This is a genomic window from Loktanella salsilacus, assembly GCF_900114485.1.
Taxonomy (GTDB): Bacteria; Pseudomonadota; Alphaproteobacteria; order Rhodobacterales; family Rhodobacteraceae; genus Loktanella; species Loktanella salsilacus.
The window spans coordinates 83,330-106,414 of sequence record NZ_FOTF01000010.1 but is presented as its reverse complement, the minus strand read 5'-3'; the positions used below and the strand labels follow the sequence as shown (position 1 = coordinate 106,414).

Here is a 23,085-nt window from a genome sequence, read left to right as displayed (position 1 = left end):
ATCGACGCCGCCGCGCTGTCAAGCGTCCAGCGCGTTCCGCCCTAACCGACGTGGAAAAGTGACGCAAAAAGGCGCGGGTCGATGGACTGTGCAGCAAAGGTCGGACCTTCGGTCAGGACCGACACGGCGTCATGGCTGTGCAGGCTTTCCTGATGGCTGGCGACGATGCGGTAATCACCGATGCGCGGGTCCATTTGCAACTGTTCGGCAAACAGACGGGCCGCGTCTTCGACAAAGATCGGGTTGGCGGCGTTCAGTTCGGCAAAGGCCTGCTCGTCCTCGCGTTTCACCATGACCTGTGTTTCCGTCGGCACAGCGGCGCGCGCCATCTCGATCAGGTCTTCGAACCAGGCGGTCTGCTGGCCGGGTTCCAGCACCACAGACACCCGCGCCACCGACCGCTGCGAATGCGGCGTGGCCAACTGGCCGCGGAACTGGCGGGCGTGTTCGGACAGCTCCAGCGAGCATGGGCAGGTGCTGGAATAAACATAATCGAGGTGGATGATCTTGCGGCGCACGCCGTCTGTTTCCACCAGTTCCAGCGCGATATCGTAATATTGATAGCCCGACAGGCCGGACCGTAGGCTTTCAACTTTCATCGGAAAGCTGAACCGCATCTGGATGCGGGCATCAAAGCTTTCGAGGTCTGTTTTATAGGCGTCCAAAGCGCGCTCAATCACCTCAAAGCTAAAGGTTTCCTCGGCGTGCTTGTAGAATGTCCGCATGATGCGGGACATGTTGATGCCCTTCTTTTCAGCCTCAAGCGACACAGTGCCCGTGACGCTGGTTTCGAGCGTCAGATCGCCCGCGTCGCGAGTGTGGAACCGGATCGGCAGGCGGAAGTTGGAAATCCCGACGTGTTGGATCTGACGCTGGGCGCCCCGGATCAGGCTGGTGGGGCCGTTCTGCAGGTCAGGCAAGGTCGCTTTATAGGCGGCATCGACCACAAAATCCTCGGGGTAGACCCGCGCCATGGCCGGATAATCAGACGCCGACTGACCGGGCAAAAGGCTGCCGATCTGGGGATCAAGGGTCACAATTTCCTCGGCGCTTGCATCGCCAGCCCAACGCCGCAGCAGGCTCAGCGCGGCCTCTGCCTCGGCACGGCTCGGCTGGCGGTCAAGGTCACGGGACTGAATGTTCATGGCAGCACACACCTTTTGCGTTTCTCACCCCGTTAAGTGGGGCGTCGCTGCCCAGTTTCCAACTTTATTGCGACAGTTTGGCATAATGTCGCACCACAAGGGTGCGACATCTCCTTAGACCGCGTCAAGCGCTGCAAGCAGATCGCGCAGCAGATCATCCGGGTCTTCAAGGCCGACCGACAGGCGGATCAGACCGGGGGTGATGCCCAGATGTGCCTTTTGATCGGCGGGCAGACGCTGGTGCGTGGTGGATGCAGGCGGCGTTGCGATGGATTTCGCATCACCAAGGTTGTTCGAGATCAGGAAAATACCAAGCGCATTCAGCAGCTTGAACGACGCCTCTTGTGATCCAGCGTCAATCGCCAGCACCGTGCCGCCCGCGCCGATCTGATCCATGCACAGTTGATACTGCGGATGGCTTTCCAGCCCGGGATAGATCACGCGGGTCAGCTTGGGGTGGCCTTCTAGCCCTTTGGCGATGTGAAGCGCGCTGGCCGTCTGTGCGCGCACGCGCAGGTCCATGTGCTCTAATCCCTTAACCAGCATCCACGCGGTGAAGGGCGACATGGAGCCGCCGGTATGCTTCATATAGGGTTCGACCGTGCCGCGAATGAATTCTTTGCTGCCCAGGATCACCCCCGCCAGGGCCCGGCCTTGCCCATCGATATGCTTGGTCGCGGAATAGATCACGGCGTCTGCGCCCAGTTCCAGCGCGCGGGAATAAACCGGCGTGGCAAAGACGTTGTCGACCATGACCATCGCGCCGACGTCGTGCGCCAGCTTAGCAATGCCCGGCAGGTCAGCGACTTCGAGCGCGGGGTTCGAGATGGATTCGAAAAACGCGATCTTGGTGTCCGGGCGCAGGGCGGCCTTCCACTGGGCCAGATCGGTGCCATCAACGAATGTGACTTCGACGCCGTAGCGGGTCAGCACCTCTTCCAGCACATATAGGCAGGACCCGAACAGCGCGCGGGCGCTGACGACGTGATCGCCGGCCTTCAGGACAGACATCAAAGCGCCAGACACGGCGGCCATGCCAGATGCTGTGGCAAAGGCGTCTTCGGCCCCTTCAATCGCGGCGATGCGGTCTTCGAACATCGCGGTCGTCGGGTTGCCATAGCGGGCATAGATGAACTCATCCTCGCCCGCCTTCAGGAACCGCTGCTGCGCGTCCTCTGCTGTGTCATAGACAAACCCCTGCGTGAGGAAGATCGCCTCTGAGACTTCGTTATACTGACTGCGGCGCGTGCCTGCGTGAACGGCTTTGGTGCGCTTGTTCCATTCGGTCATGGCGTGCCCTTTCCGGCAAAGAAAAACCCCGACACCGACAGGTATCGGGGCAAACCCCTTACCCTTTTAGCGAATTGTTTAACGTGGCCCGCAATCTGGCATCAAATCACCACGGGTCCGCTATAGGCGGCGCGCAAAACTGCGTCAAGGCGGGCGCAGGTGTCACGGGCTGGTTACGAAATCGGGCTACGACAACGGCACACAAGATGTAGCGCGGGTTTGCCCATGACCTACCAGACAACCGAAGACCGCCGCCGTCCATTTCGCACGCGTTTGCAAGACGCCTTTGCCTTGCCACCCGACGTGCTGGACGACGAAATCACCGAAATCACGCTGTTTCGCATGTCGCTGGTGCTTAACCGGGCCACCTTTGGCCCCGCCGACATGACCTTTTCCGCCCGCACCGCGCTGGCCTGTGACCGTGGCGGCAAAGGCTGCGCGATCTGGCGGATCGTGCGGGGCGGCATTGACCTATATTGCCAGATCATGCGGGCCGAAGTCTGCCATTGCGCAACGGCGCTGAGGAACTACCATCGCAGACGCGGCTAAATCTGGCCGCCTGCTGCGAAAGGCCTGCTATGTCCGCCCCGATTGATCTGTATTTCTGGCCCACTCCAAATGGTTGGAAGGTGTCCATCGCGCTGGAAGAGTTCGGCCTACCCTATACCACGCATCTGGTGAACATCGGCAAAGGTGACCAGTTCAAGCCGGATTTTCTGGCGATTTCCCCCAACAACCGCATGCCTGCGATCACCGACCCAGACGGGCCGGATGGTGCGCCGATCTCGATCTTTGAATCCGGGGCGATCTTGCAATACCTGGCGCGCAAAACCGGTAAATTTGGCGGCGCGACAGAGCGGGACCGGATTGCCGTCGATCAGTGGCTGATGTGGCAGATGGGCGGGCTTGGCCCCATGGCGGGCCAAGCGCATCATTTCCTGAAATATGCCCCCGCAATGGATCCGCCCAACGATCTGCCCTACGCCAAGAACCGCTACCGCACCGAGGTCGCGCGCCTGTACGGCGTGATGGACAAGCAGTTGGCGCGACACGAGTATATCGCGGGCAGCGATTATTCCATCGCCGATATGGCCTGCTGGGGCTGGGCGTCCCTCTGGGAAGGCCAACAGCAGACGCTGGACGACAAACCCCACCTTGCGCGCTGGCTGGACCAAGTCGGCACCCGCCCCGCCGTGCTGCGCGGCCGCGCCCTGCATGCAGAACTGCGCGGGGATTTTGCCAAGGATCGCGGCGCGCAGGATCAGCTGTTCTCTAAACCGTCCTAACCGAATGTTCATATCCCTGCGCTAGCACTGGTTTGCTATCGTAGGGGAATTGAACATGAACCAGAAATTCCGCAAACACCGCTATCCGACGGCCTTTGTCCTGACGGTGACAACGCCGCGCGACCGACAACGGGCCACCTTGATTGACGTCAATCAGGGCGGCGCGCGTCTGGAAGGTGTGGAAAATGTCGTAAGCGGCGAACGTGTCGCGCTAGAGGTGATGTCCGAAAAGGTCACCGGCACCGTGCGCTGGGTCACCGCGCACCGTATCGGGGTCGCCTTTACAATGCCTGCGCGCCCCGCGCTTGTGGATCTGCTGCGCCAAGGCGTGCGCAGCAGTCCTGCAGCGCGCTTCAACTCTATGGCGCTGCGCGAAATGCGATAAGATAAAGGGCGGTTAGGCTTTAGGCCCGGCGTCTTCTTCGATCATATAGTCGCGCACTGCATAGAACTGCCAACCAAGAAAGATCATGCTGATCACTGGAAAGGCAAAGGTTTCAATCTTGACCCACAGGTCTGTCGATTGCGTGCGCCACAGCCATTCGTTGAACAGCGCCAAGGCGACACAGAACAGCGCAACGCGCAGGGTCAGGATCATCCAGCCCTTATGTTCCATCGGCAAGGCCGCACCCATCGCCCATTCCATATAGGATTTGCCGCGCAGCAGGCCAATGCCCAACACGGCCGCGATGACGGCATACACGATAGAGGTTTTCATTTTGAAAAACCGCTCGTCATTGAAATAAGCCGTCAGCCCGCCAAAGAAAATCACCATAAACGCGGTGAAAATCTGCATGCGGCTTAGTTCTTTGGTCAGCGCCCACAGCAGACCCATTGCGGCCAACAGAATCGGGATAAAGATCAGCGTGGATAGGATAAAGCCGGAATATTCCGTCCCGCCGATAGTAAAAACGTCGTCCTTGATCCGGGTGTAGACGATAAAGAACATGACCGTCGGGCCAAGTTCCAGCACCTGTTTCAGAAACGGATTGATCGGTTGCGTGGCCATGTTGGTCTCCCTCTAGCCGCCCATTTCCACGATTACCGCGCCCAAGGCAACCAGCGCCATCAGCGCGGCGCGGCGTTTACCCACCGTCTCGCCCAGAATGAAATAGCCGATCAGCGCCGCAAACACGGTAGATGTTTCGCGCAGCACGGCGGCCTCTCCGACTTTATCAAGGCGAGTGGCGAGCATGACGCCGCCAAAGGACAGCCACGCGATGAAAGACCCGAAAAAGCCGCGCAGCATCAGCGGCCCAAGGGCGGGCGGGTTGGCCATGCGGCGATAGCGGATCGTGGCAAGTATGGGGAAATCAAGTGCGGTGATAAAGAAGAACCACGCTAAAAACGTAAACGGATCAGCAGCTTGCCGGATGCCGTAGGCATCGTAGGTGGTATAAATCGCAACGATAATACCTGCCGCCAATGCCCAAAGCAGGCCGATTTGCATGGCCCGCAAGTCCAGCTTATTTTCGCGCAGGTTGACGAAAGCCAGCATCAGAATACCGCCCGACAGGCACATGACGCCGAGCCATTGCACCAGCGTAAAATGTTCGTGGAAAATCACGCTCGCGGCCAATACCGTGACCAGCGGCCCCGTTCCGCGCACGACTGGATAGACAACCGTATAGGCCGCGCGTTCATACGATAGCGCCATTGTGACTTTGTAAGCGAAATGGATCACCAATGCGCCCGCGAGCAGGAACGCCACCTGCCCCGTCGGCCAAGGCACGATAAACAGCGCGACGGGGGCCGAAATGACCACCAGCCAGCCGTCAATCGCGCCGCGCGACAGCCACGGATCATGCCGCCCTTTTTGCAGCGCGCCAAATGCGGCGTGCGCGACAGCGGACATCAGCGCGAGGAGTGTCGCAAGCCGCGCGCCCTCTGGCGTGCCGGCGATTTGCACGAGCCAGTCGCCCATTACCGCACCGCGCAGGGGGGCCAGCCCCCCGGCTGTCGCCGCCCCCCGGAGTTTTCCGGGCCAGATGAAGGGATCATGCGTCGAGCCCGACCAAAGCGCGGGCGAAATCCTCGGGATCGAAGGGGGCAAGGTCGTCGATCTGCTCTCCGACGCCGATGGCGTGGATCGGCAGGCCGAACTTGTCCGCCAGCGCGACCAGCACGCCGCCTTTGGCGGTGCCGTCCAGTTTGGTCATCACAAGGCCAGAGACGTCGGCGAGTTCCTGAAACACTTTGACCTGTTGCAGGGCATTTTGACCCGTCGTGGCATCAAGCACCAGCAAAGTGTTGTGCGGCGCGTCAGGGTCTTTCTTGCGGATCACGCGAACGATTTTGGACAGCTCCTCCATCAGATCGGCGCGGTTTTGCAAGCGGCCAGCGGTGTCGATCATCAGCAGATCAGCTCCGTCCGCCTGCGCCTTGGTCATGGCGTCAAAGGCGAGCGAGGCAGGGTCAGACCCTTCGGGTGCAGTCAGAACGGGCACGCCAGCGCGGTCGCCCCAGACCTGCAACTGTTCAACAGCCGCCGCGCGAAAGGTGTCACCAGCAGCGATGACAACGGATTTGCCCGCTGCCTTAAACTGACTGGCCAGCTTGCCGATGGTCGTGGTCTTGCCAGAGCCGTTCACGCCCACGACCAGCACGACCTGCGGTTTTTGGTTATAAAGCGGCATGGGCCGGGCGACGGGTTCCATGATGCGGGTGACTTCGTCGGCCAGCAGTTGTTTAATTTCGTCCACGGACAGGCGGCGACCCATGCGGCCTTCGGCCATATTAGCGGTCACGCGCAGGGCAGTATCCACGCCCATATCGGCGGCGATCAGCAACTCTTCGAGCTGTTCGACCATGGCGTCGTCAAGTGTGCGGCGCACAACCTCTTTTTGCTCGGTGCCGAACATGCGGCCAAGGATGCCTGCGGGTTTGGCGGCGGGCGGCGTGGGTGCAGGTTCTGGGGTTGGGGTTGGGGTCGGCGCGGGCGGTTGCGGAACAGGCGGCGGCGCGGCAGGTTCGGGCGCGACCGGTTGGGGGGCGACAGGTTCAGGGGCGACAGGTTGGGGCGCAGTCGGTTCAGGTCCGGTGCCCCCTGCACTGACAATCGCGTCCAAGCCTTCGTCCAGCTTGTCCGACGACCGGAACATGCGGTCCTTCAGCTTCTTGAAAAATGCCATGAGCGCTGCCTCGCGGATAAGTGTTGGCTTTAGCTAGTGCCAAGCCGGGGCAAAGGAAAGAGTGCGCGCCCTGCCAGTTGACGGCACGGCACTGCCCGCGTCTAAGCTGGTGCCATGTTGCGCCTGATAAGCCTTGTCCTTTTGCTGTTCTTGCCGGGCCTTGCCCGCGCCGAAGGCGGCACGCTGTGTAGCACCGGGCAGTTTGGCGCAGTGCAGTGCATTCGCCCCGCGCATTTCGTGGCCGACACCTGTCAGGCCATCGACGCCTTTGCGCAGGAAAACGCCATGGACCCCGCGTTTTTCGCGCGGCTGATCTGGCAGGAAAGCCGCTTTGATCCCAACGCGTTATCGCCTGCGCGGGCGCGCGGCATTGCCCAGTTTATCGACAGCACCGCTGAAATGCGGGGTCTGCGCGACCCTTATAACCCGGCCGAAGCGCTTGAATTTTCAGCGCAGTATCTAGGCGATCTGATCGACCGCTTTGGCAATCCGGGGCTGGCGGCTGTCGCCTATAATGGTGGAGAGTCCCGCGCCACGGGGTTGATTGCAAAAAGCGGTGGATTGGCCCGGGAAACCGTCGATTACGTCCAGATCATCACCGGGCTGACGGCAGAAACTTGGCGCGACGCCCCGCCAGAGGTACCTGATTTCCGCTTGCAGGGTGACATGCCGTTTCGCGCCGCCTGTCACGATATGGCGCGCAACCGGACCTATACGCAGTTCAAACCACCCGCGCCTTCGTATGCGCCGTGGGGTGTGCAGTTGGCCTTTGGTAAATCGGAAAGCCAAGCCCGCGCTGCCTTTGATCGGCGGGCGCAGGCGTGCCGCGGGACGCTGTCGGGCAAGCCCGTCGATCTGATTTTCACCCGCAATCGGGTGTCGGGGCGGCAAGGCTATTACATGGCCCGCGTTGGTGCGCAGTCCTCTCGCGAGGCGAACAAGCTGTGTAACGACATCCGGCGTCAGGGCTGCACCTGCGCCGTTTATCGCAACTAAGTCAGCGCCTTACACCTCGTCCTTAAAGTGATTTAGCACCGATTTTATCGGGTTCGGCGCAGCTTGGCCAAGGCCGCAGATACTGGCGTCCGTCATGACTTGGCACAGGTCGGTCAGCAGATCGGCGTCCCATTTAGGCGCGGCCATCAGGCCGACCGCCTTTTCGCAGCCCACCCGGCACGGGGTGCACTGACCGCAGGATTCGCTGGCGAAAAAGTCCAGCATATTCAGCGCTGCGCCGCGCGCGCTGTCCGTATGTCCCAGCACAACCACCGCGGCAGAGCCGATGAAGGTGCCGTAGTCGGCGAGTGTGTCGAAATCGAGCGGCACGTCATTGATGCTGGCGGGCAGCAGGCCAGAGGACGGCCCGCCCGGCTGGTAGGCCTTGAAGGTGTGGCCGGGGGCCATGCCGCCCGCCGCATCAATCACATCCAAAATCGTTGATCCGGCCGGCAGCAGATAAACGCCCGGCTGTGCCACCCGGCCAGAGACCGAATAGTTGCGCAGACCCTTGCGTCCATTTTTCACCACATCCGACAGAATCTGCGGCCCCTCGCGGCAGATGCGCGCGACCCAGACCAGCGTTTCCACGTTATGCACCAGCGTCGGGCGGCCAAAGACACCGGTTTGCGCGACATAAGGCGGGCGGTGGCGCGGGATGCCGCGCTTGCCCTCAATGCTTTCGATCATCGCGGACTCTTCGCCGCAGATATAGGCGCCCGCGCCGCGCCGCAGCACGACGTAGCCTGCAGCGATGATGCCGGCGGCTTCCAGCGCGGCAATTTCCTGGCGCAAGATCTGGATCGCGGCGGGGTATTCGTCGCGCATATAGATATAGATCCGCGCCGCATCGACGGCGGCGGCGGCGATCAGCATCCCTTCTAGAAACACATGCGGCGCGTCTTCGAGGTATTTGCGGTCTTTAAACGTGCCCGGTTCGCCCTCGTCCCCGTTGACGGCCATCAGGCGGGGGGCCTCTTCGGATCGCACAAAGCTCCACTTTTTGCCTGATGGGAAACCTGCGCCGCCAAGACCGCGCAGGCCGGATGATGCGATGCTGTCCTGCACCGCGTCCCAATCGCCGTGATCGCGCAGCTCTGCCAGTTTGATATAGCCGCCATCGGCGCGGTAGGCATCAAAGCCTTGGTATTCGGGCATATCTGCATGAATGTGGCCCGCAGCGATGGCGGTTTTCACCTTATCCAGCGTGGCGTGATCGATCGAGTAGTGCCCCAGATGCACGGCCGGCGCAGTATCGCAGCGGCCCATGCAAGGTGCGCGCAGCACGCGGACCTGCGCGGGGTCGAGCCCATCTGTCAGCGCCTGTTTCAGCGCCTGCGCACCGGCAAGTTCGCAAGACAGCGAATCGCAGACGCGAATGGTCAGGGCGGGGGGCGGTGTTTCCTCTTCTTTGACCACGTCAAAGTGGGCGTAGAAGGTTGCGACTTCGTAAACTTCGGCCTGCGACAGGCGCATTTCCTCGGCCAAGGCGCGCATGTGGGCGGCGGACAAGTGGCCATAGCGATCCTGCACAAGGTGCAGATATTCGATCAGCATATCGCGTGGGTGCGGCCCGTCGCCGATCAGCGCGCGCACCTCGGCCCATGCCGCGTCAACCAGCTGCCGCCCCTTTGGCGTGCGCCGTCCCTTACCACGGCCCGATTTCCAGACCCCGTCCTTTTGATCCAGCGCCATGACTGCCCCTCGCCTTTTGTTCGGTCAGCATAAGGGGGTGGCGCGCGCGGGGCGATGGAAAAGCGACACCTTGCGCCACACCTGCGGTGCGACCAATGATCATGCCTGCGCCATTTGCCGCCAAACGCCGTGCGGATGATGGTATAGCAAAGGCGAATCCAACTCTGACCTGCCGATTCCCCATGTTCCTGTTCGCCTTCGCCACGCTTTTACCGCTGCCCCTGCTGGCGCTCGCTGCCTTGCAGGGCGGGGTCTGGGTGCTGGCGGCGCTGCTTTACATGACGGTTTTTACCTATCTACTGGACCAGCTTGTTGTCACCGCGCAGCCGCGAGCCGCTGATCCCGCTGCTGAATTTCCCGCCGCTGACGCACTATGCGTCGTGCTTGGCATTGGCCATCTGGCACTGCTGGCGTTGATCGTCTGGACCATCGGGCAGCGTCCCCTTGGGCTGCCCAGTACGATCGGGCTGGTTGCAGCGGCGGGGCTTTATTTCGGACAGGTGAGCAATTCGAACGCGCACGAGCTGATTCACAAGGGCGGGCGCGGACTGCACCGGCTGGGGCAATGGGTCTATATCTCAATGCTTTACGGGCACCACACCTCGGCGCATGTGCTGATCCATCACCGCCTTGTCGCCACGCCTGATGACCCCGCGACCGCGCGCCTTGGCGAAGGGTTTTGGGCCTATGCCCCCCGCGCTTGGATCGGGGCCTTTCGCGCAGGGATGCAGGCCGAAACGGCGCGGCTGGACCGTGTCGGCCGCAGCACGTGGCATCATCCTTATGTTGTCTATCTGGGCGGCGGCGCGGCGATGCTGATCGCGGCCATTGCCCTTGGCGGCGCGCGCGGGTTCGCCGGATATCTGGCGCTGGTCGCCTATGCGCAGGTGCAACTGCTGCTGTCTGATTATGTGCAACATTATGGTTTAATGCGCAAAACTGGCCCCGACGGCAAGCTAGAGCCGGTCGGTGCCCGCCATAGCTGGAACGCACCGCATTGGTTTTCCGCCGCGCTGATGCTGAACGCGCCGCGCCATGCCGATCACCATGCGCATCCCGCGCGCCCGTTTCCGGCGCTGAATATCGACACGGCAAGCCCCACCCTGCCAAGGTCCCTGCCCGCAATGGCATCGCTGGCGCTGATCCCACCGCTGTGGCGGCGCGTCATGGACCGCCGCGTGCGGCGCTGGACGCAGGCATGATTCGAGCGCTGGCATTGGCGATATGCTTCGCCACGCCTGCAGCGGCTCAGGTGCTGGATGGGGACGGCTTTGACGCCTATGTCAGCGGCAAAACCCTGACCTTTGCCCAGCCCGACGGCACACCCTTTGGGGTAGAGGCTTATGGCGCGGACCGCAGCGTGACATGGTCCGCCGCGCCGGGCCTGTGCCAGACGGGCCGCTGGTTCAGCCGGGGCGAGCTGATCTGCTTTACCTACGGCACTGATCCGGCCCCGAAATGCTGGACCGTGACCCGCACTGAACGGGGCCTGCGGGCGCAATCCACCACCGGCACCGTGCTGTTCGAGGCGACAGAGGCCCCTATCCCGCTGGTCTGCCCGGGGCCAGAGCTGCTGTCCTAGACCGTCACGCGGCCATCGGCGAATTCAATCTCGACCTGCGCCGCATCTTTGACACCCTGCGCCGTCGTCACGACCGCACCAACCGCGCGCACCACGGCATAGCCACGCTTGAGCGTTTCCTTATACCCCAGCGTTTCACGGACGCGGTCAAGCTGCGCCAGACGGGCGCGGCGCTGATCTTGCTGGCGGGCGGCGCGGTCAGACAGGCGTTGCAGCCAATCGTCCAGCCGCTCGCGCTTGCGGGTTAGGTCAGGCGGGATCAGCCGTTGCCCAGCCAGTTTCGCCCCGGCGTCCGCCACGCGGCGCTGCAAGGCCGGGTCCAGCCGCGCGCCAAGGGTATCAAGCCTGCGCCGCTGCTCTGCGATGCCGCGCTGCAAGACCGCAGGGCGCAGGGCAGCATTCGCCAGCTGCACCCGCTTTTTCGCCGCCGCCGCATTCAAGGCTGCAGGCAGGCGTTCACCCAGATAATCCAGCCGCTGGCGCGGCCCCTGCAACAAGGCGTCGGACTGCGGCAAGGCGCGGGCCAAATCGCGTACTCGCTGCTGGCGCAGGCCCAGACCTTGGGTCACGGCCCGGCTGATGCGCGCGCCTTGGTTGTCCAGCGCCGCGAACAGATCCATCCGCACCGGCACAGCCATTTCGGCCGCTGCCGTTGGGGTCGGCGCGCGGCGGTCCGACACGAAATCGATCAGCGTCGTGTCCGTTTCGTGCCCCACGGCAGAAATCAGCGGGATGTTGCTGTCGAATGCGGCGCGGGCGACGATTTCTTCGTTAAAGCCCCAAAGATCCTCGAGCGAGCCACCGCCGCGCGCGACGATCAACAAATCAGGGCGCGGCAAGGCCCCGCCGGGGGTTAGCGCGTTAAATCCGCGAATCGCCGCCGCGACCTCTGCCGCGCATTTCGCGCCTTGCACGGCCACGGGCCACACCAAGACCTTGCGCGGAAAACGATCCCGCAGACGGTGCAAAATATCGCGGATCACCGCGCCAGAGGGGGATGTGACGACGCCGATGATGTCCGGCAGGAACGGCAGTGGCTGCTTGTGCGTGGCTTCGAACAACCCCTCGGCCTGCAGCAACGCTTTGCGCTTTTCCAGCATCGCCATCAGGGCACCGGCCCCGGCGGGGGCGATATCTTCGATGATTATCTGATACTTAGACTGACCGGGGAAGGTCGTCAGCTTGCCGGTGGCGACGACTTCCATGCCTTCTTCTGGCAGTTGCGGCAGCGCATCAGCGCGGCCTTTCCAGATGATGCCAGAAATAACCGAACGGTCGTCCTTTAGGTCCAGATACATATGCCCCGACCGGGGCCGCGACACGCGCCCGACCTCGCCGCGGATGCGGACATGGCCAAATTCACCCTCGATCATCGTCTTCACGGCGCCAGAAATTTCACTGACCGTAAATTCGGGTGCATTGCTGGCGGGGGTGGCGTGTTCAAAAAGGTCCATCGGTGCGCCCTTGTGGTGTGTCGGCGCTGACCTTAGAACGCATCCCAACCAAGGCCAAGCGGAGAGACCCCCATGAACATCCTGATCCTGGGCAACGGCGGACGCGAACATGCGCTGGCCTGGGCCATCAAGCAGAACCCAAAGTGCGATCGCCTGATCGTCGCGCCCGGCAATGCGGGCATCGCGCAGGTTGCCGAATGCGCCGCGCTGGACATTCTGGACGGGGCAGCGGTGGTCGATTTCGCCGCGCAGAATGCGATTGATTTCATCATCGTCGGGCCAGAGGCCCCCCTTGCTGCCGGTGTTGCCGACACATGCCGCGCCGCAGGGTTTTCAGTTTTCGGACCTTCTGCTGCCGCAGCGGCCCTAGAATCGTCGAAATCTTTCACAAAAGCGATCTGCGATGCCTGCGACGCACCGACAGCCGCTTATGGCCACTTTACCCACCGCGATGACGCGCGGGACTACGTGCAGACCCAAGGCGCGCCCATCGTGATTAAGGCTGACGGCCTTGCCGCAGGCAAAGGCGTCGTCGTCGCCATGACAATGGAAGAGGCGCTGGCCGCCATCGACGACATGATGGGCGGCCAATTCGGCGACGCCGGGGCCGAGGTTGTGGTCGAAGAGTTCATGGACGGCGAAGAGGCGTCTTTCTTTGTGCTGTGCGACGGCAAGACCGTGCTGCCGATCGGCACAGCGCAGGACCACAAACGCGCCTATGACGGCGACACCGGCCCGAACACGGGCGGCATGGGGGCCTACACCCCTGCCCCGGTGATGACGGACGCCGTGACGCAAAAGGCGCTGGACCAGATCGTGCGCCCGACGATGGCTGCAATGGCCGCGCGCGGCACGCCGTTTACCGGCGTTCTGTTTGTCGGGCTGATGATCAAGGACGGCCAGCCGCGTCTGGTGGAATACAACGTCCGCTTTGGCGATCCGGAATGTCAGGGGCTGATGATGCGCCTTGGCGGTCAGGTCTTGGATCTGCTGCAAGCCTGCGCCGAAGGGCGGCTGGACGGCGAGCAGGTGCATTGGGCAGACGATCATGCGCTGACGGTCGTGATGGCCGCCAACGGCTATCCGGGCACCTATGAAAAGGGCACCGCGATCCACGGCCTTGGCGATCTGCCAGAGGACAGCTTTCACATGACCTTTCACGCGGGCACGGCCGAATCGAACGAAGGTCAGATCATCGCGAACGGTGGGCGCGTGCTGGGAATCACCGCGCGCGGCGACACGCTGGAGCAGGCCCACGCGCGGGCCTATGCCATGGTCGATGCGATTGATTGGCCCGAAGGGTTCTGCCGCCGTGACATCGGCTGGCGCGCACTTAGCTAAGGCTAGCTGCCGATTTTTCGGACGGAAAATCGGCAGCGGTCAGGCGCGGGCATTTCGCCTAAGCGCCTCGTTTCATTAAAAAAATAAGCCCCAACACGAAGAAAGGCCGCACCCTCCCAAGTGCGGCCTTCCCTCCTCCCTGATAGATCGGGCTTACGCCGCGCGACCCACCAGAACCGAACCGATCTCTTCTGCTGCGGCCTTCTCGTCGTTGCCGGCCACGGCAGCAATCTCGCGTGTCAGACGCTCCAAAGCGGCCTCATACAGCTGACGCTCAGAGTAGCTTTGTTCGCGCTGGTCATCTGCACGATGCAGGTCCCGAACGACTTCTGCAATAGCAATTAGATCGCCAGAGTTGATCTTTTGCTCATATTCTTGCGCGCGGCGTGACCACATGGCTTTCTTGACCTTGGCCTTACCGCGCAGCGTTTTCATGGCGTGGCTGACGACGTCAGGCGTGGACAAAGCGCGCATGCCGACTTCGGTGGCCTTATGTGTCGGCACCCGCAGCGTCATCTTGTCTTTTTCAAAGGCGATGACGAACATTTCCAGCTCGAATCCCGCCACTTCCTGCGTCTCGACCGAGACGATTTTACCGACGCCATGGGCGGGGTAGACAACGAATTCGTTTGGTTGGAACTCTTTTTTCTTTGACTTGCTCATGGCAATCCTTTCTGTGACCCGAACGGCAAAAGACCCCGGCGGTGACAGTCGTCATCGTCAGGGCTGGTGGCGCCGAAATTGGGTCAGGTCATTGGCAGCATTGCGCTTACCATACCACAAAATTCACCCCCGCGAAAGGGTCGTGTATGGTAGATCAAAGCTGCGCAAAACCAAAGGCTTGCGCAGCAGCTTTGTGCCGAATCAGCCGCCTTCGCCGGGGGCTTCGCTGAACAGGTCCATCTTGCCCGGCTTACCGTCCATTTCCTCTGCATTTGGCAAAGGATCTTTCTTGGTGATGATGACCGGCCATTTTTCCGAATACTTACGGTTAAATTCGACCCACTTTTCCATGTCCGGCTCTGTATCAGGGCGGATCGCGTCAGCAGGGCATTCAGGTTCGCACACGCCGCAGTCGATGCATTCGTCAGGATGGATCACCAGCATGTTTTCGCCTTCGTAGAAGCAGTCCACGGGGCAGACTTCGACGCAGTCGGTAAATTTGCAGGCAATGCAGTTGTCGTTGACGATATAGGTCATGGGCGTTGTTCCGGCTCTGGTTTGGGGGACTTGCTAGGCCAGCGGGCGGGATCATTCAAGCGCGAATGGATCGCCCCGGCCCTTGGCAGCCATCAAGTCTCGGCGATCTTTACCTGTCGGACGACCGCCGCCGTCGAATCGCGGATTGGCGGGGGTCTTTTCCACAGGCGGTGACATGTCTTCGTACAGCGCTTGCGCCTCTGGCGCGGGGCCCCGGCGGGTGCCGCAGGCGATGATCTTGACCACACGCACTTGGCGTTCTTGGGGAAAGGTCAAAACGTCGCCCTGCCCCACAGCCCTTGCGGGTTTAGGGGCAGGCGCGCCGTTTACACGGACATGGCCCGCGCTGATGACACCGGCGCTGATGCTGCGCGATTTAAAGAACCGCGCATGCCAAAGCCATTTGTCCAGCCGGACCGTGTCGCGCTCTTCGGTCAACTTGGCTTGAAGCCTTGCAAGGCGGCCGCAAAGGGGTTGTCCGGGTCGATTTTCTTCTCAGTCCGCTGCGGCTTCGCGGCAAAGTTTTGCGGCTTGTCGTCAGGCTTTGGCCCGCGCTTGCCTTGCGGCTTGCCCCGGCGCGGCTTGTCGCCAGCGGGCTTGTCGCCGCCCTGCTTGCGCTGCGCATCACCACCGCGACCAGCGGGACGACCCGTCTGACGTGCGGCGCGGCCACCCCAAGTGAAGGTGTAGAACACCTCCATCTCTGCAGCAGTCGCATCAGCCTGTGCCACAGCGTCTGCTTCTGCCTCTGGGGCAGGTGCGGCATCAGCGGCGGGTTCGACCGCAGGCGCGGCCTCAACCTCTGGCGCATTGCCTTCTTCGACCATACCAGTCGTCGAATCGCCGATTGCGTCCAGCTGCGTGACGATTTCAGCCTTTGCCGGTGCGGCAGCGGCTTTCACCTTCGCCCGCTCGCCCTTTTCGGCGGCATAACCAAGGCCGCCCATCAGGTCGGCAAATTGGTCCAGCGTGGTGCCCGTGATCGACAGCATGTCAGGAACAGCCTCGAACCCGGTTTTGCTGTTTTTGTCGCGCAGCAGGTCGGCCAGACGTTCCAGCATGTCGATGCGAATCGCACGTGTGCCAGCGGCGCGGTAACCGGCCATGGCGTAATAACCGGCGTGGGCATCCGTGCTTGCAGGCACTGTTACCAGACCGGGGGGCGGGCTTTCGGGGAATTCCTGCAGGTTGTTCTGCAGGGACCAGAGCACCAGCCGCAGCCGTGTCGGCGCGGGCTTCAGCAGCAGCGGCAGAAAGACAGTGAACTGACCAAAGCGGATACCATGCTTGCGCAATGCGCCGCGGGCTTCTTGGTCCAGCGCCTTCACCTCGTCGGCGACGTCGCCGCGGGGGATGATGCCAAAGTGTTCGGCCATGCGAAAGGCAAAGCCCTTGGCCAGACCGGTTAGCGTGTCGTCATTTTTCAGCGCCAGCAGCGGCTCCATCGCTGTCGCAACCTTGCGGTCGATGAAATGCTGCAGGCGGCGCTGCACCTTAGCAGCAACATCCGTGCCAGCCTCGTCATCAACAAAAGCGACGACCTTGGGCTTCATGGGATCATCGCCTTGGGCCAGTTTGCCCACGGCTTGATCGCCCCACATCAGGCCACCCTGTTCGGTAAAATCCATTTCCGTGTCGGGGGCGTTGTAGAAACGGTCCGCCCGCAGATGGAAATGCGGCACCAGCGCTTGCGCGCTTGCTTGCCGCAGCGTCTTGGCCTCGTCCGGGCTTCCTGCTTTGTCCATACGGAACCGGAAACCTTCAAGACGACCGATGAATTCACCCTCGATCGTCACTTCGCCCTTGTCGTTTACGTCAGCCAAGAGGCTCTCCTTCTGTTTGAGCCGGCGAAGCAATACGGATGTCCGCCGGTCCACAAATCTTTGCGCCAATGCACCATGTAGTGCATCCGATAGGCGGTCTTCTACAGCGCGGGTCTGGTCACGCCAATGGTTTTCGTCCCGCAGCCAGCCTTTGCGCTGTGCCACATAGGTCCAAGTGCGGATATATGCCAATCGTTTCGACAATGTGTCGATATCGCCGTCATCCCGGTCAATCCGCGCAACCTGCAATGCAAACCAGTTTTCGTCGATATGACCGATCTGGTGCAAGTCAGTGAATATACGCGTAAGTAGGCCCGCGTGTTCCCCTTTACTGATGCCGCGAAAGTCCGGCACGCGGCACACATCCCACAAAAGGCGCACCGAAGGGCCGTCCTTGGCGCGGGCTGCGATAATCTCGTCATTGCCCAGCGCGCGCAGGGCTGCCAGATCGTCGCTTTCGCGCACGCGGGTCAGCCAGTCGTTGTCAGTCCGCTCTTCGAGCGTTTGCAAAAGCCGCTTGATAGAGCCGAATTGCAAGGATGAGTTGCGCCAGTGCAGTTTTTTGATCGGTTGGAACTGGTGATTGGTGATCTGATTGATCACCCCCTCGTCCAGCTCTTGCGCCTCTCCCGTCACGCCAAAGGTGCCGGGGGCAAGGTGCCGCCCGGCCCGGCCCGCGATCTGCGCCAGCTCGTCGGGGCGCAACTCGCGCATCCGGTGGCCGTCGAATTTCGTCGTGGCCGAAAAGGCGACATGCTTAATATCAAGGTTCAGCCCCATGCCGATGGCATCGGTGGCGACCAGATAATCGACATCGCCGTTTTGATACATCTCGACCTGCGCATTGCGGGTCCGCGGGGATAGCGCGCCCATGACAACCGCAGCGCCGCCCTTTTGGCGGCGGATCAATTCGGCGATGGCATAGCAGTTTTCAACCGAAAACCCGACAATCGCGGCCCTTGGCGGCATCCGGCTTAGCTTTTTCGAACCTGCGTAGGTCAGCTCCGAAAACCGCTCTCGGCGCATGATCGTGACCTCTGGGATCATCGCGATGATCGCCTGCCGCATGGTGTCAGCGCCCATGAACAGCGTCTCGTGCAGGCCCCGTGCATGCAGCAGCCGGTCGGTAAAGACATGGCCCCGCGCGTCATCGGCGCAAAGCTGGATTTCATCCACCGCCAGAAAATCGCATCCCAGCCCCTCTGGCATCGCCTCGACAGTGCAGACCCAATAGGCAGTACGCGGCGGCACGATGCGTTCTTCGCCCGTCACCAGCGCGACCACCCCTGGACCCCGCGCCTTGACGATGCGGTCATACACCTCGCGCGCAAGCAGCCGCAGCGGCAAGCCGATGACCCCCGTGCGGTGCCCCAGCATCCGCTCGATCGCATAGTGAGTCTTGCCGGTGTTTGTCGGCCCCAAAACGGCCGTCACGCGGGATGGTTGCATATCGGTCCCCGCAGGAACGGCACTGACCTTACAGGGTCACGCCGTCCATTTCGACAGTCAGACGGTCGGCAGCGTCCTGCACACCTTCCGCGTTGGGCGCAATCTTTAGGATTCGCGCATAGACCTCAAGCGCGTCTTGCGGCCGGTCCAGTTCTTCCAAAATGACGGCCAGACCGCTCATGGCACCAAAATGGCGCGGGTTCAGCGCCAGCGTGTCCTGAATATCGGCCAGTGCTGGACCAATTTGGCCAGACAGATAAAACGCCGTGGCGCGGCCGTTATAGCCTTCGGCAAACTGAGGGGCATGATCGATCAGCGCGCTATAGTGCTGGATCGCTAGTGGAAGATCGCCCGCAGTGATCGCATCCTGCCCCCGGCGTAGCAGCAAATCCATCGCAGCAGACCCGCTGCGCGACCATTGCGCCGCGATTTGCCCTTGGATCTGCGATGTCTCCTCGGGGTCCGCCTGAACCAACCGGTCAAACAGCGCGTCCAGCTCTGCGGTTTGCGCAAACGCAGGCGCGGTGCTGAGGATCCCCAGCACAAATGCCGCAGCGGCACGATTGATGACTTTTCTAACCTTGGCCATACATCCAATGTAACGTAACCAGCGCCCGATACCAGTGGCGCTCCCTCACAACCGCGACAAAGGATTAATCACATGAGCGATGTCATCACCCAGGCCGTGGCCCAGTTGAACGAAAAAATGGACGGCGGCTTTGACGGCACGGCCAAGTTCGTTGTCGAAGGCGAAGGCGCGATCATGATCGATCAGGACGGTGCACGCGCGGGCGACGACGACGCAGACGTGACCCTGACTGCATCCCGCGACACATTCGAGGGCATCCTGAACGGCGAAGAAAACGCGACCGCCGCCTTTATGACCGGCAAGCTGACCATCGACGGCGACATGGGCAAGGCGATGCAGCTCGCCGCCGTGCTGGCCTAATGCGGTACGCCCCCCTGCATGCGGACGTCGCGGATGGCCCGGATGCAGGGGCGGCGCATTGGCTGCAAACCACTGACAACGCGAAAATCCGCGTCGGTCACTGGGTTTCGGACGCGGATCGCGGCACAGTCCTGCTGCTGCCCGGCCGCACCGAATATATCGAAAAATATGGCCGCGCAGCCGCTGATCTGCGCGCACGCGGCTATGCCACAATCACGATCGACTGGCGCGGCCAAGGCCTGTCAGATCGCGCCGCACCCGACCGCGCGACGGGCCACGTTGCCGACTTTGGTGATTTCCAAAAAGACGTCGCCGCCATGCTCACCCATGCCCGCGATCTGGGCCTGCCCAAACCATTTTATATGATCGCGCACTCCATGGGCGGTGCCATCGGCCTGCGGGCCTTGATCGAAGGCCTGCCGGTACGCGCCGCTGTCTTCTCTGCCCCGATGTGGGGCATCCAAATGGCCGCCGCCCTGCGTCCTTTCGCTTGGGGCATCTCATCCATCGCCCGCCGCGTCGGCCTCGATTCCCGCATGGCCCCGGGGCAAGAGCGTGAAACCTACCTGAACCGCATCGCAATGGGTGAAAACACCCTCACCTCTGATCCAGAGATGTTCGCCCATATGCAGCGTCAGCTCGCGACCTACCCTGATCTCGCCTTGGGCGGCCCATCGCTCCGCTGGCTGAACGAATCGCTGATTGATATGCGCCGCATGTCCCGCCTCGCATCCCCCCGCGTGCCCGCGACAACCTTTCTTGGCACCGCCGAATCCATCGTCGACCCCGCCCGCATCCACGACCGCATGGCCCGCTGGCCCGGCGGCACATTGGAAATCGTCGAAGGCGGCAAGCACGAAACCATGATGGAAGGGCCAGAGGTGCGCAGCCGTTTTTTCGACACCGCCGCCGCCCTCTTCACCGCACATACTTAGGCCAAGTCCCCAAGCTTTCGTTTCCCCCCAAATCCGCCCGCCTACGGCACCCTTAGCGCTCAGATCGCAAAAAATTTCAGTTCACCCCCATCATCTTGCCCCAAATACTCCCGCCGGAGGCTCGATCCCCGCAAAGGCAATCCGCCCGCGCCGTAAATCCCCCTCGCCAAACCGCCCCCCTGCCCTAAATCCGCTTCATGGCAGATGTACTCACCTTCACCGACAGCGGCATTTACTGCCCAGCAGGCGATTTTTATATCGACCCTTGGCGGCCCGTAGACCGTGCGCTGATCACCCATGGCCACGCCGATCACTCGCGTTGGGGGATGAAAAGCTATCTGGCAACGCAGGCCGCCGCCCCTGTGATGCGGCACCGCCTTGGCGATGTGTCGATCGACACCATCCGCTACAGCGAAACCCGCCAGATCGGCGGGGCCAAGGTATCGTTCCACCCCGCTGGCCATGTCCCCGGATCGGCCCAGATCCGGGTCGAGGTCGCGGGCGAGGTCTGGGTCGCCTCGGGCGATTATAAAACCGTGGCTGACGGGCTGTCGGAACCGTTCGAGCCGGTCCAATGCCATGCTTTCATTACCGAATGCACCTTTGGCCTGCCGATCTTTAAATGGCTCGAAGAAGCCACTCTGACCGCCCAGATCAACGCCTGGTGGGCCGCCAACGCGGCAGAGGGACGCACGTCGATCATCGGGGCCTATGCCCTTGGCAAGGCGCAGCGCCTGCTGACCTGCGTTGATCCCGCCATCGGCCCAATCCTGACGCATGGCGCAGTGGAAAACACCAACGCCGTGCTGCGGGCGCAGGGTGTCAAGCTGCCGGATACCATCCGCGTGACGCCGGAAACCAAAGGTGCCGATCACCCCGGCGCGCTGGTGATCGCCACGCCCAGCGCGCTTGGCACGTCCTGGGGGCGCAGGTTCGGGCCGTCGTCCACGGCCTTTGCCTCTGGCTGGATGGCCTTACGCGGGGTGCGGCGACGCAGGGCGGCGGACCGGGGTTTTGTCGTCAGCGATCACGCCGACTGGGACGGGCTGAACACCGCAATCCGCGAAACTGGCGCGACCAAGATTTTCGCCACCCACGGCTACACCGCTGCCTTTCAGCGCTGGCTGGCAGAGGAAGGCTATGACGCCCATATCGTCAGCACCGAATATAGTGGAGAGCAGGTAGACGAGGCTGACGACACACCGGCAGAGCAGTCATGAAAGAGTTTGCCGCCCTTTACGCCCGCATCGACGAATCCACCAAGACCACGGTCAAGGTCGCCGCCTTGGCCGACTATTTTCGCACCGCGCCGGATGACGACAAGTTATGGACCGTCGCCCTCTTTTCCGGCCGCCGCCCCAAACGCACCATCACCGCCACGCGGCTGCGGGAATGGGCGGCAGAACGGGGCGGCATCCCGCTATGGCTGTTCGAGGAATCCTACGGCATCGTTGGCGATTTGGCGGAAACCATCAGCCTGATCCTGCCCGACGCCACAGGCACCGACGACCGCTCGCTGACCTATTGGATCGGTGAGATTGCCCGCCTGTCCGCCACCGACGATGACACGCGCAAGGCTGGCATCCTTGCCGCATGGGACAGCCTGCCCGGCCCGCAACGCTATCTTTTCACCAAACTGCTGACCGGATCATTCCGCGTCGGCGTCAGCCGCAAACTGATGACCCGCGCGCTGGCGCAGGCAACGAACGGGGACGAGGCGAACCTGACCCACCGCCTGATGGGCAACTGGACGCTTGATACAACGACGTGGGCTGCGCTGATCGAAACCACCGATCCCAGCACTGATCTGTCACGCCCTTACCCGTTCTACCTTGCTTACGGGCTAGAGGATCTTGCCGATCTTGGCCCCGCCAGCGATTGGTCGGCAGAGTGGAAATGGGACGGCATTCGCGGCCAGTTCATCATGCGCGGCGGCGAGCATCACCTGTGGTCGCGCGGCGAAGACCTGATGACCGACCGCTTTCCCGAATTGGCGCAGCTGCGCGACTATCTGCCGGACGGCACGGTGATCGACGGCGAAGTCCTTGGCTACCGCGACGGCGCGCCTTTGTCGTTCAACACCCTGCAAGCCCGCATCGGCCGCAAAACCGTGCCGAAAAAGCTGCTGACCGAAGCGCCCGTGATCCTGATGGCCTATGATCTGCTAGAGGACGCTGGCACCGATATCCGCGACCATCCCTTCGCCGACCGCCGCGCCCGATTGGCGCAGATCATCGGTGCCGCGCCAAACAGCGCCCCGCTGCGCCTATCGCCTGCCGTGGATTTCACCGATTGGGACAGCCTTGCCGCCCAGCGCGACACCAGCAGGGACCGTCTGGCCGAGGGCGTGATGCTAAAACGGCGCGACAGCCCTTACCTTGCGGGACGCAAAAAGGGCGACTGGTGGAAATGGAAAGTTGATCCGCTGACGATTGACGCCGTGATGATTTACGCGCAGCAAGGATCAGGCCGCCGCGCCAATCTATTTACCGATTATACCTTTGCAGTGTGGGACGGCGACGACCTTGTCCCCTTTGCAAAGGCGTATTCCGGCCTAACGGATGCGGAATTCCGGCAAATCACCGCTTGGGTACGCAAGAACACCTTGCAGAAATTCGGCCCAGTGCGGCAAGTCACGGCAGAACATGTCTTCGAGCTTGCGTTCGAGGGCATTCAAGCCAGCCCGCGCCATAAATCCGGCGTCGCCCTGCGGTTCCCTCGGATGCTGCGCTGGCGCCACGATAAACCGCTGCGCGAGGCGAATACGCTAGCAGACCTGAAGGGGATGTTGGCACAATACGGATAACAG

The 23,085-nt window shown here is 62.0% G+C and carries 23 protein-coding genes and 1 riboswitch; of the genes, 11 read left to right on the top strand and 12 right to left on the bottom strand.

What is annotated here, in order from left to right; genetic code table 11:
• Positions 1–41 precede the first annotated feature (41 nt).
• Together folE2 and metZ are read right to left on the bottom strand one after the other, a co-directional pair.
• Positions 42–1,145, bottom strand: a complete 1,104-nt coding sequence (gene folE2 / locus BM131_RS10770) for a GTP cyclohydrolase FolE2 (RefSeq protein ID WP_090189310.1) — start codon at positions 1,143–1,145, stop codon at positions 42–44.
• 114 nt (positions 1,146–1,259) lie between these two features.
• Positions 1,260–2,435 (bottom strand): O-succinylhomoserine sulfhydrylase, encoded by a 1,176-nt coding sequence (gene metZ, locus BM131_RS10765; RefSeq protein ID WP_090189308.1) that lies wholly within the window; start codon positions 2,433–2,435, stop codon positions 1,260–1,262.
• Between the two features lie 45 nt (positions 2,436–2,480).
• A riboswitch (SAM riboswitch) is annotated at positions 2,481–2,558 on the bottom strand.
• A 102-nt stretch (positions 2,559–2,660) separates the two neighbouring features.
• Here metZ and BM131_RS10760 point away from each other — a divergent pair.
• Genes BM131_RS10760 through BM131_RS10750 form a run of 3 tightly spaced genes read left to right on the top strand, consistent with a single transcriptional unit; the run spans position 2,661 to position 4,106 of the window.
• A complete protein-coding gene (locus BM131_RS10760; RefSeq protein ID WP_090189306.1) occupies positions 2,661–2,984 on the top strand; it encodes a hypothetical protein in 324 nt (107 codons plus the stop codon).
• Positions 2,985–3,013: 29 nt separating this feature from the next.
• The gene (locus BM131_RS10755) at positions 3,014–3,721 is read left to right on the top strand and encodes a glutathione S-transferase N-terminal domain-containing protein (RefSeq protein ID WP_090189304.1); all 708 of its coding nucleotides are present in this window, start codon (positions 3,014–3,016) and stop codon (positions 3,719–3,721) included.
• 55 nt (positions 3,722–3,776) lie between these two features.
• On the top strand, positions 3,777–4,106 hold the full coding sequence (locus BM131_RS10750) for a PilZ domain-containing protein (RefSeq protein WP_090189303.1): 330 nt from the start codon (positions 3,777–3,779) through the stop codon (positions 4,104–4,106).
• A gap of 12 nt (positions 4,107–4,118) precedes the next feature.
• On the opposite strand, the gene BM131_RS10745 is transcribed toward BM131_RS10750, so the two are convergent.
• The 3 genes from BM131_RS10745 to ftsY all read right to left on the bottom strand — a co-directional run bounded on the left by BM131_RS10745 (position 4,119) and on the right by ftsY (position 6,852).
• Positions 4,119–4,730 (bottom strand): inner membrane-spanning protein YciB, encoded by a 612-nt coding sequence (locus tag BM131_RS10745; protein ID WP_090189301.1) that lies wholly within the window; start codon positions 4,728–4,730, stop codon positions 4,119–4,121.
• Between the two features lie 12 nt (positions 4,731–4,742).
• Entirely contained in the window at positions 4,743–5,645 is a 903-nt protein-coding gene (locus tag BM131_RS10740) for a DMT family transporter (protein ID WP_090189299.1), read from the bottom strand.
• Between the two features lie 73 nt (positions 5,646–5,718).
• Complete coding sequence (gene ftsY, locus BM131_RS10735) at positions 5,719–6,852, bottom strand: signal recognition particle-docking protein FtsY (protein WP_090189297.1); 1,134 nt, start codon at positions 6,850–6,852, stop codon at positions 5,719–5,721.
• Positions 6,853–6,966: 114 nt separating this feature from the next.
• Between ftsY and BM131_RS10730 the strand changes: the two genes are divergently transcribed.
• The gene (locus BM131_RS10730; protein ID WP_090189296.1) at positions 6,967–7,848 is read left to right on the top strand and encodes a lytic transglycosylase domain-containing protein; all 882 of its coding nucleotides are present in this window, start codon (positions 6,967–6,969) and stop codon (positions 7,846–7,848) included.
• A gap of 9 nt (positions 7,849–7,857) precedes the next feature.
• Here the strand turns inward: BM131_RS10730 and BM131_RS10725 are convergent, their stop codons facing one another.
• Entirely contained in the window at positions 7,858–9,543 is a 1,686-nt protein-coding gene (locus BM131_RS10725; RefSeq protein WP_090189294.1) for an NAD(P)H-dependent oxidoreductase subunit E, read from the bottom strand.
• A 182-nt stretch (positions 9,544–9,725) separates the two neighbouring features.
• Here BM131_RS10725 and BM131_RS10720 point away from each other — a divergent pair, with 182 nt between their 5' ends.
• Positions 9,726–10,745, top strand: a complete 1,020-nt coding sequence (locus tag BM131_RS10720; protein WP_090189411.1) for an alkane 1-monooxygenase — start codon at positions 9,726–9,728, stop codon at positions 10,743–10,745.
• Positions 10,742–11,125 (top strand): hypothetical protein, encoded by a 384-nt coding sequence (locus BM131_RS10715; RefSeq protein ID WP_139222616.1) that lies wholly within the window; start codon positions 10,742–10,744, stop codon positions 11,123–11,125. The genes BM131_RS10720 and BM131_RS10715 overlap by 4 nt, the downstream gene beginning before the upstream one ends.
• Here BM131_RS10715 and xseA read toward each other — a convergent pair.
• Positions 11,122–12,579, bottom strand: a complete 1,458-nt coding sequence (xseA, locus tag BM131_RS10710; RefSeq protein WP_090189290.1) for an exodeoxyribonuclease VII large subunit — start codon at positions 12,577–12,579, stop codon at positions 11,122–11,124. The genes BM131_RS10715 and xseA overlap by 4 nt on opposite strands.
• A gap of 72 nt (positions 12,580–12,651) precedes the next feature.
• Between xseA and purD the strand changes: the two genes are divergently transcribed.
• On the top strand, positions 12,652–13,920 hold the full coding sequence (gene purD, locus BM131_RS10705; protein ID WP_090189289.1) for a phosphoribosylamine--glycine ligase: 1,269 nt from the start codon (positions 12,652–12,654) through the stop codon (positions 13,918–13,920).
• A gap of 153 nt (positions 13,921–14,073) precedes the next feature.
• On the opposite strand, the gene BM131_RS10700 is transcribed toward purD, so the two are convergent.
• From BM131_RS10700 to BM131_RS10680, 5 genes are all read right to left on the bottom strand, one after another.
• On the bottom strand, positions 14,074–14,583 hold the full coding sequence (locus BM131_RS10700; protein WP_090189287.1) for a CarD family transcriptional regulator: 510 nt from the start codon (positions 14,581–14,583) through the stop codon (positions 14,074–14,076).
• 201 nt (positions 14,584–14,784) lie between these two features.
• Positions 14,785–15,120: a ferredoxin FdxA gene (fdxA, locus tag BM131_RS10695; RefSeq protein WP_090189285.1), complete on the bottom strand. Its 336-nt coding sequence runs from the start codon at positions 15,118–15,120 to the stop codon at positions 14,785–14,787.
• 51 nt (positions 15,121–15,171) lie between these two features.
• Positions 15,172–15,558 carry an RNA-binding S4 domain-containing protein gene (locus tag BM131_RS10690; protein ID WP_090189283.1) on the bottom strand — a complete coding sequence of 129 codons (387 nt, stop codon included), beginning with the start codon at positions 15,556–15,558 and terminating at the stop codon, positions 15,172–15,174.
• The gene (locus BM131_RS10685; RefSeq protein ID WP_090189281.1) at positions 15,555–18,392 is read right to left on the bottom strand and encodes a helicase-related protein; all 2,838 of its coding nucleotides are present in this window, start codon (positions 18,390–18,392) and stop codon (positions 15,555–15,557) included. Before BM131_RS10685 ends, BM131_RS10690 begins: the two co-directional genes overlap by 4 nt.
• A 28-nt stretch (positions 18,393–18,420) precedes the next feature.
• Entirely contained in the window at positions 18,421–18,981 is a 561-nt protein-coding gene (locus tag BM131_RS10680) for a tetratricopeptide repeat protein (protein WP_090189278.1), read from the bottom strand.
• 72 nt (positions 18,982–19,053) lie between these two features.
• Between BM131_RS10680 and BM131_RS10675 the strand changes: the two genes are divergently transcribed.
• The 4 genes from BM131_RS10675 to BM131_RS10660 all read left to right on the top strand — a co-directional run bounded on the left by BM131_RS10675 (position 19,054) and on the right by BM131_RS10660 (position 23,082).
• Positions 19,054–19,341: an SCP2 sterol-binding domain-containing protein gene (locus BM131_RS10675; RefSeq protein WP_090189276.1), complete on the top strand. Its 288-nt coding sequence runs from the start codon at positions 19,054–19,056 to the stop codon at positions 19,339–19,341.
• Positions 19,341–20,276 (top strand): alpha/beta fold hydrolase, encoded by a 936-nt coding sequence (locus BM131_RS10670; RefSeq protein ID WP_090189274.1) that lies wholly within the window; start codon positions 19,341–19,343, stop codon positions 20,274–20,276. Before BM131_RS10675 ends, BM131_RS10670 begins: the two co-directional genes overlap by 1 nt.
• A gap of 197 nt (positions 20,277–20,473) precedes the next feature.
• A complete protein-coding gene (locus tag BM131_RS10665) occupies positions 20,474–21,496 on the top strand; it encodes a ligase-associated DNA damage response exonuclease (protein ID WP_090189272.1) in 1,023 nt (340 codons plus the stop codon).
• Positions 21,493–23,082, top strand: coding sequence for an ATP-dependent DNA ligase (locus BM131_RS10660; RefSeq protein ID WP_090189271.1), 1,590 nt, complete (start codon positions 21,493–21,495; stop codon positions 23,080–23,082). The genes BM131_RS10665 and BM131_RS10660 overlap by 4 nt, the downstream gene beginning before the upstream one ends.
• The last annotated feature ends 3 nt before the right edge of the window (positions 23,083–23,085 follow it).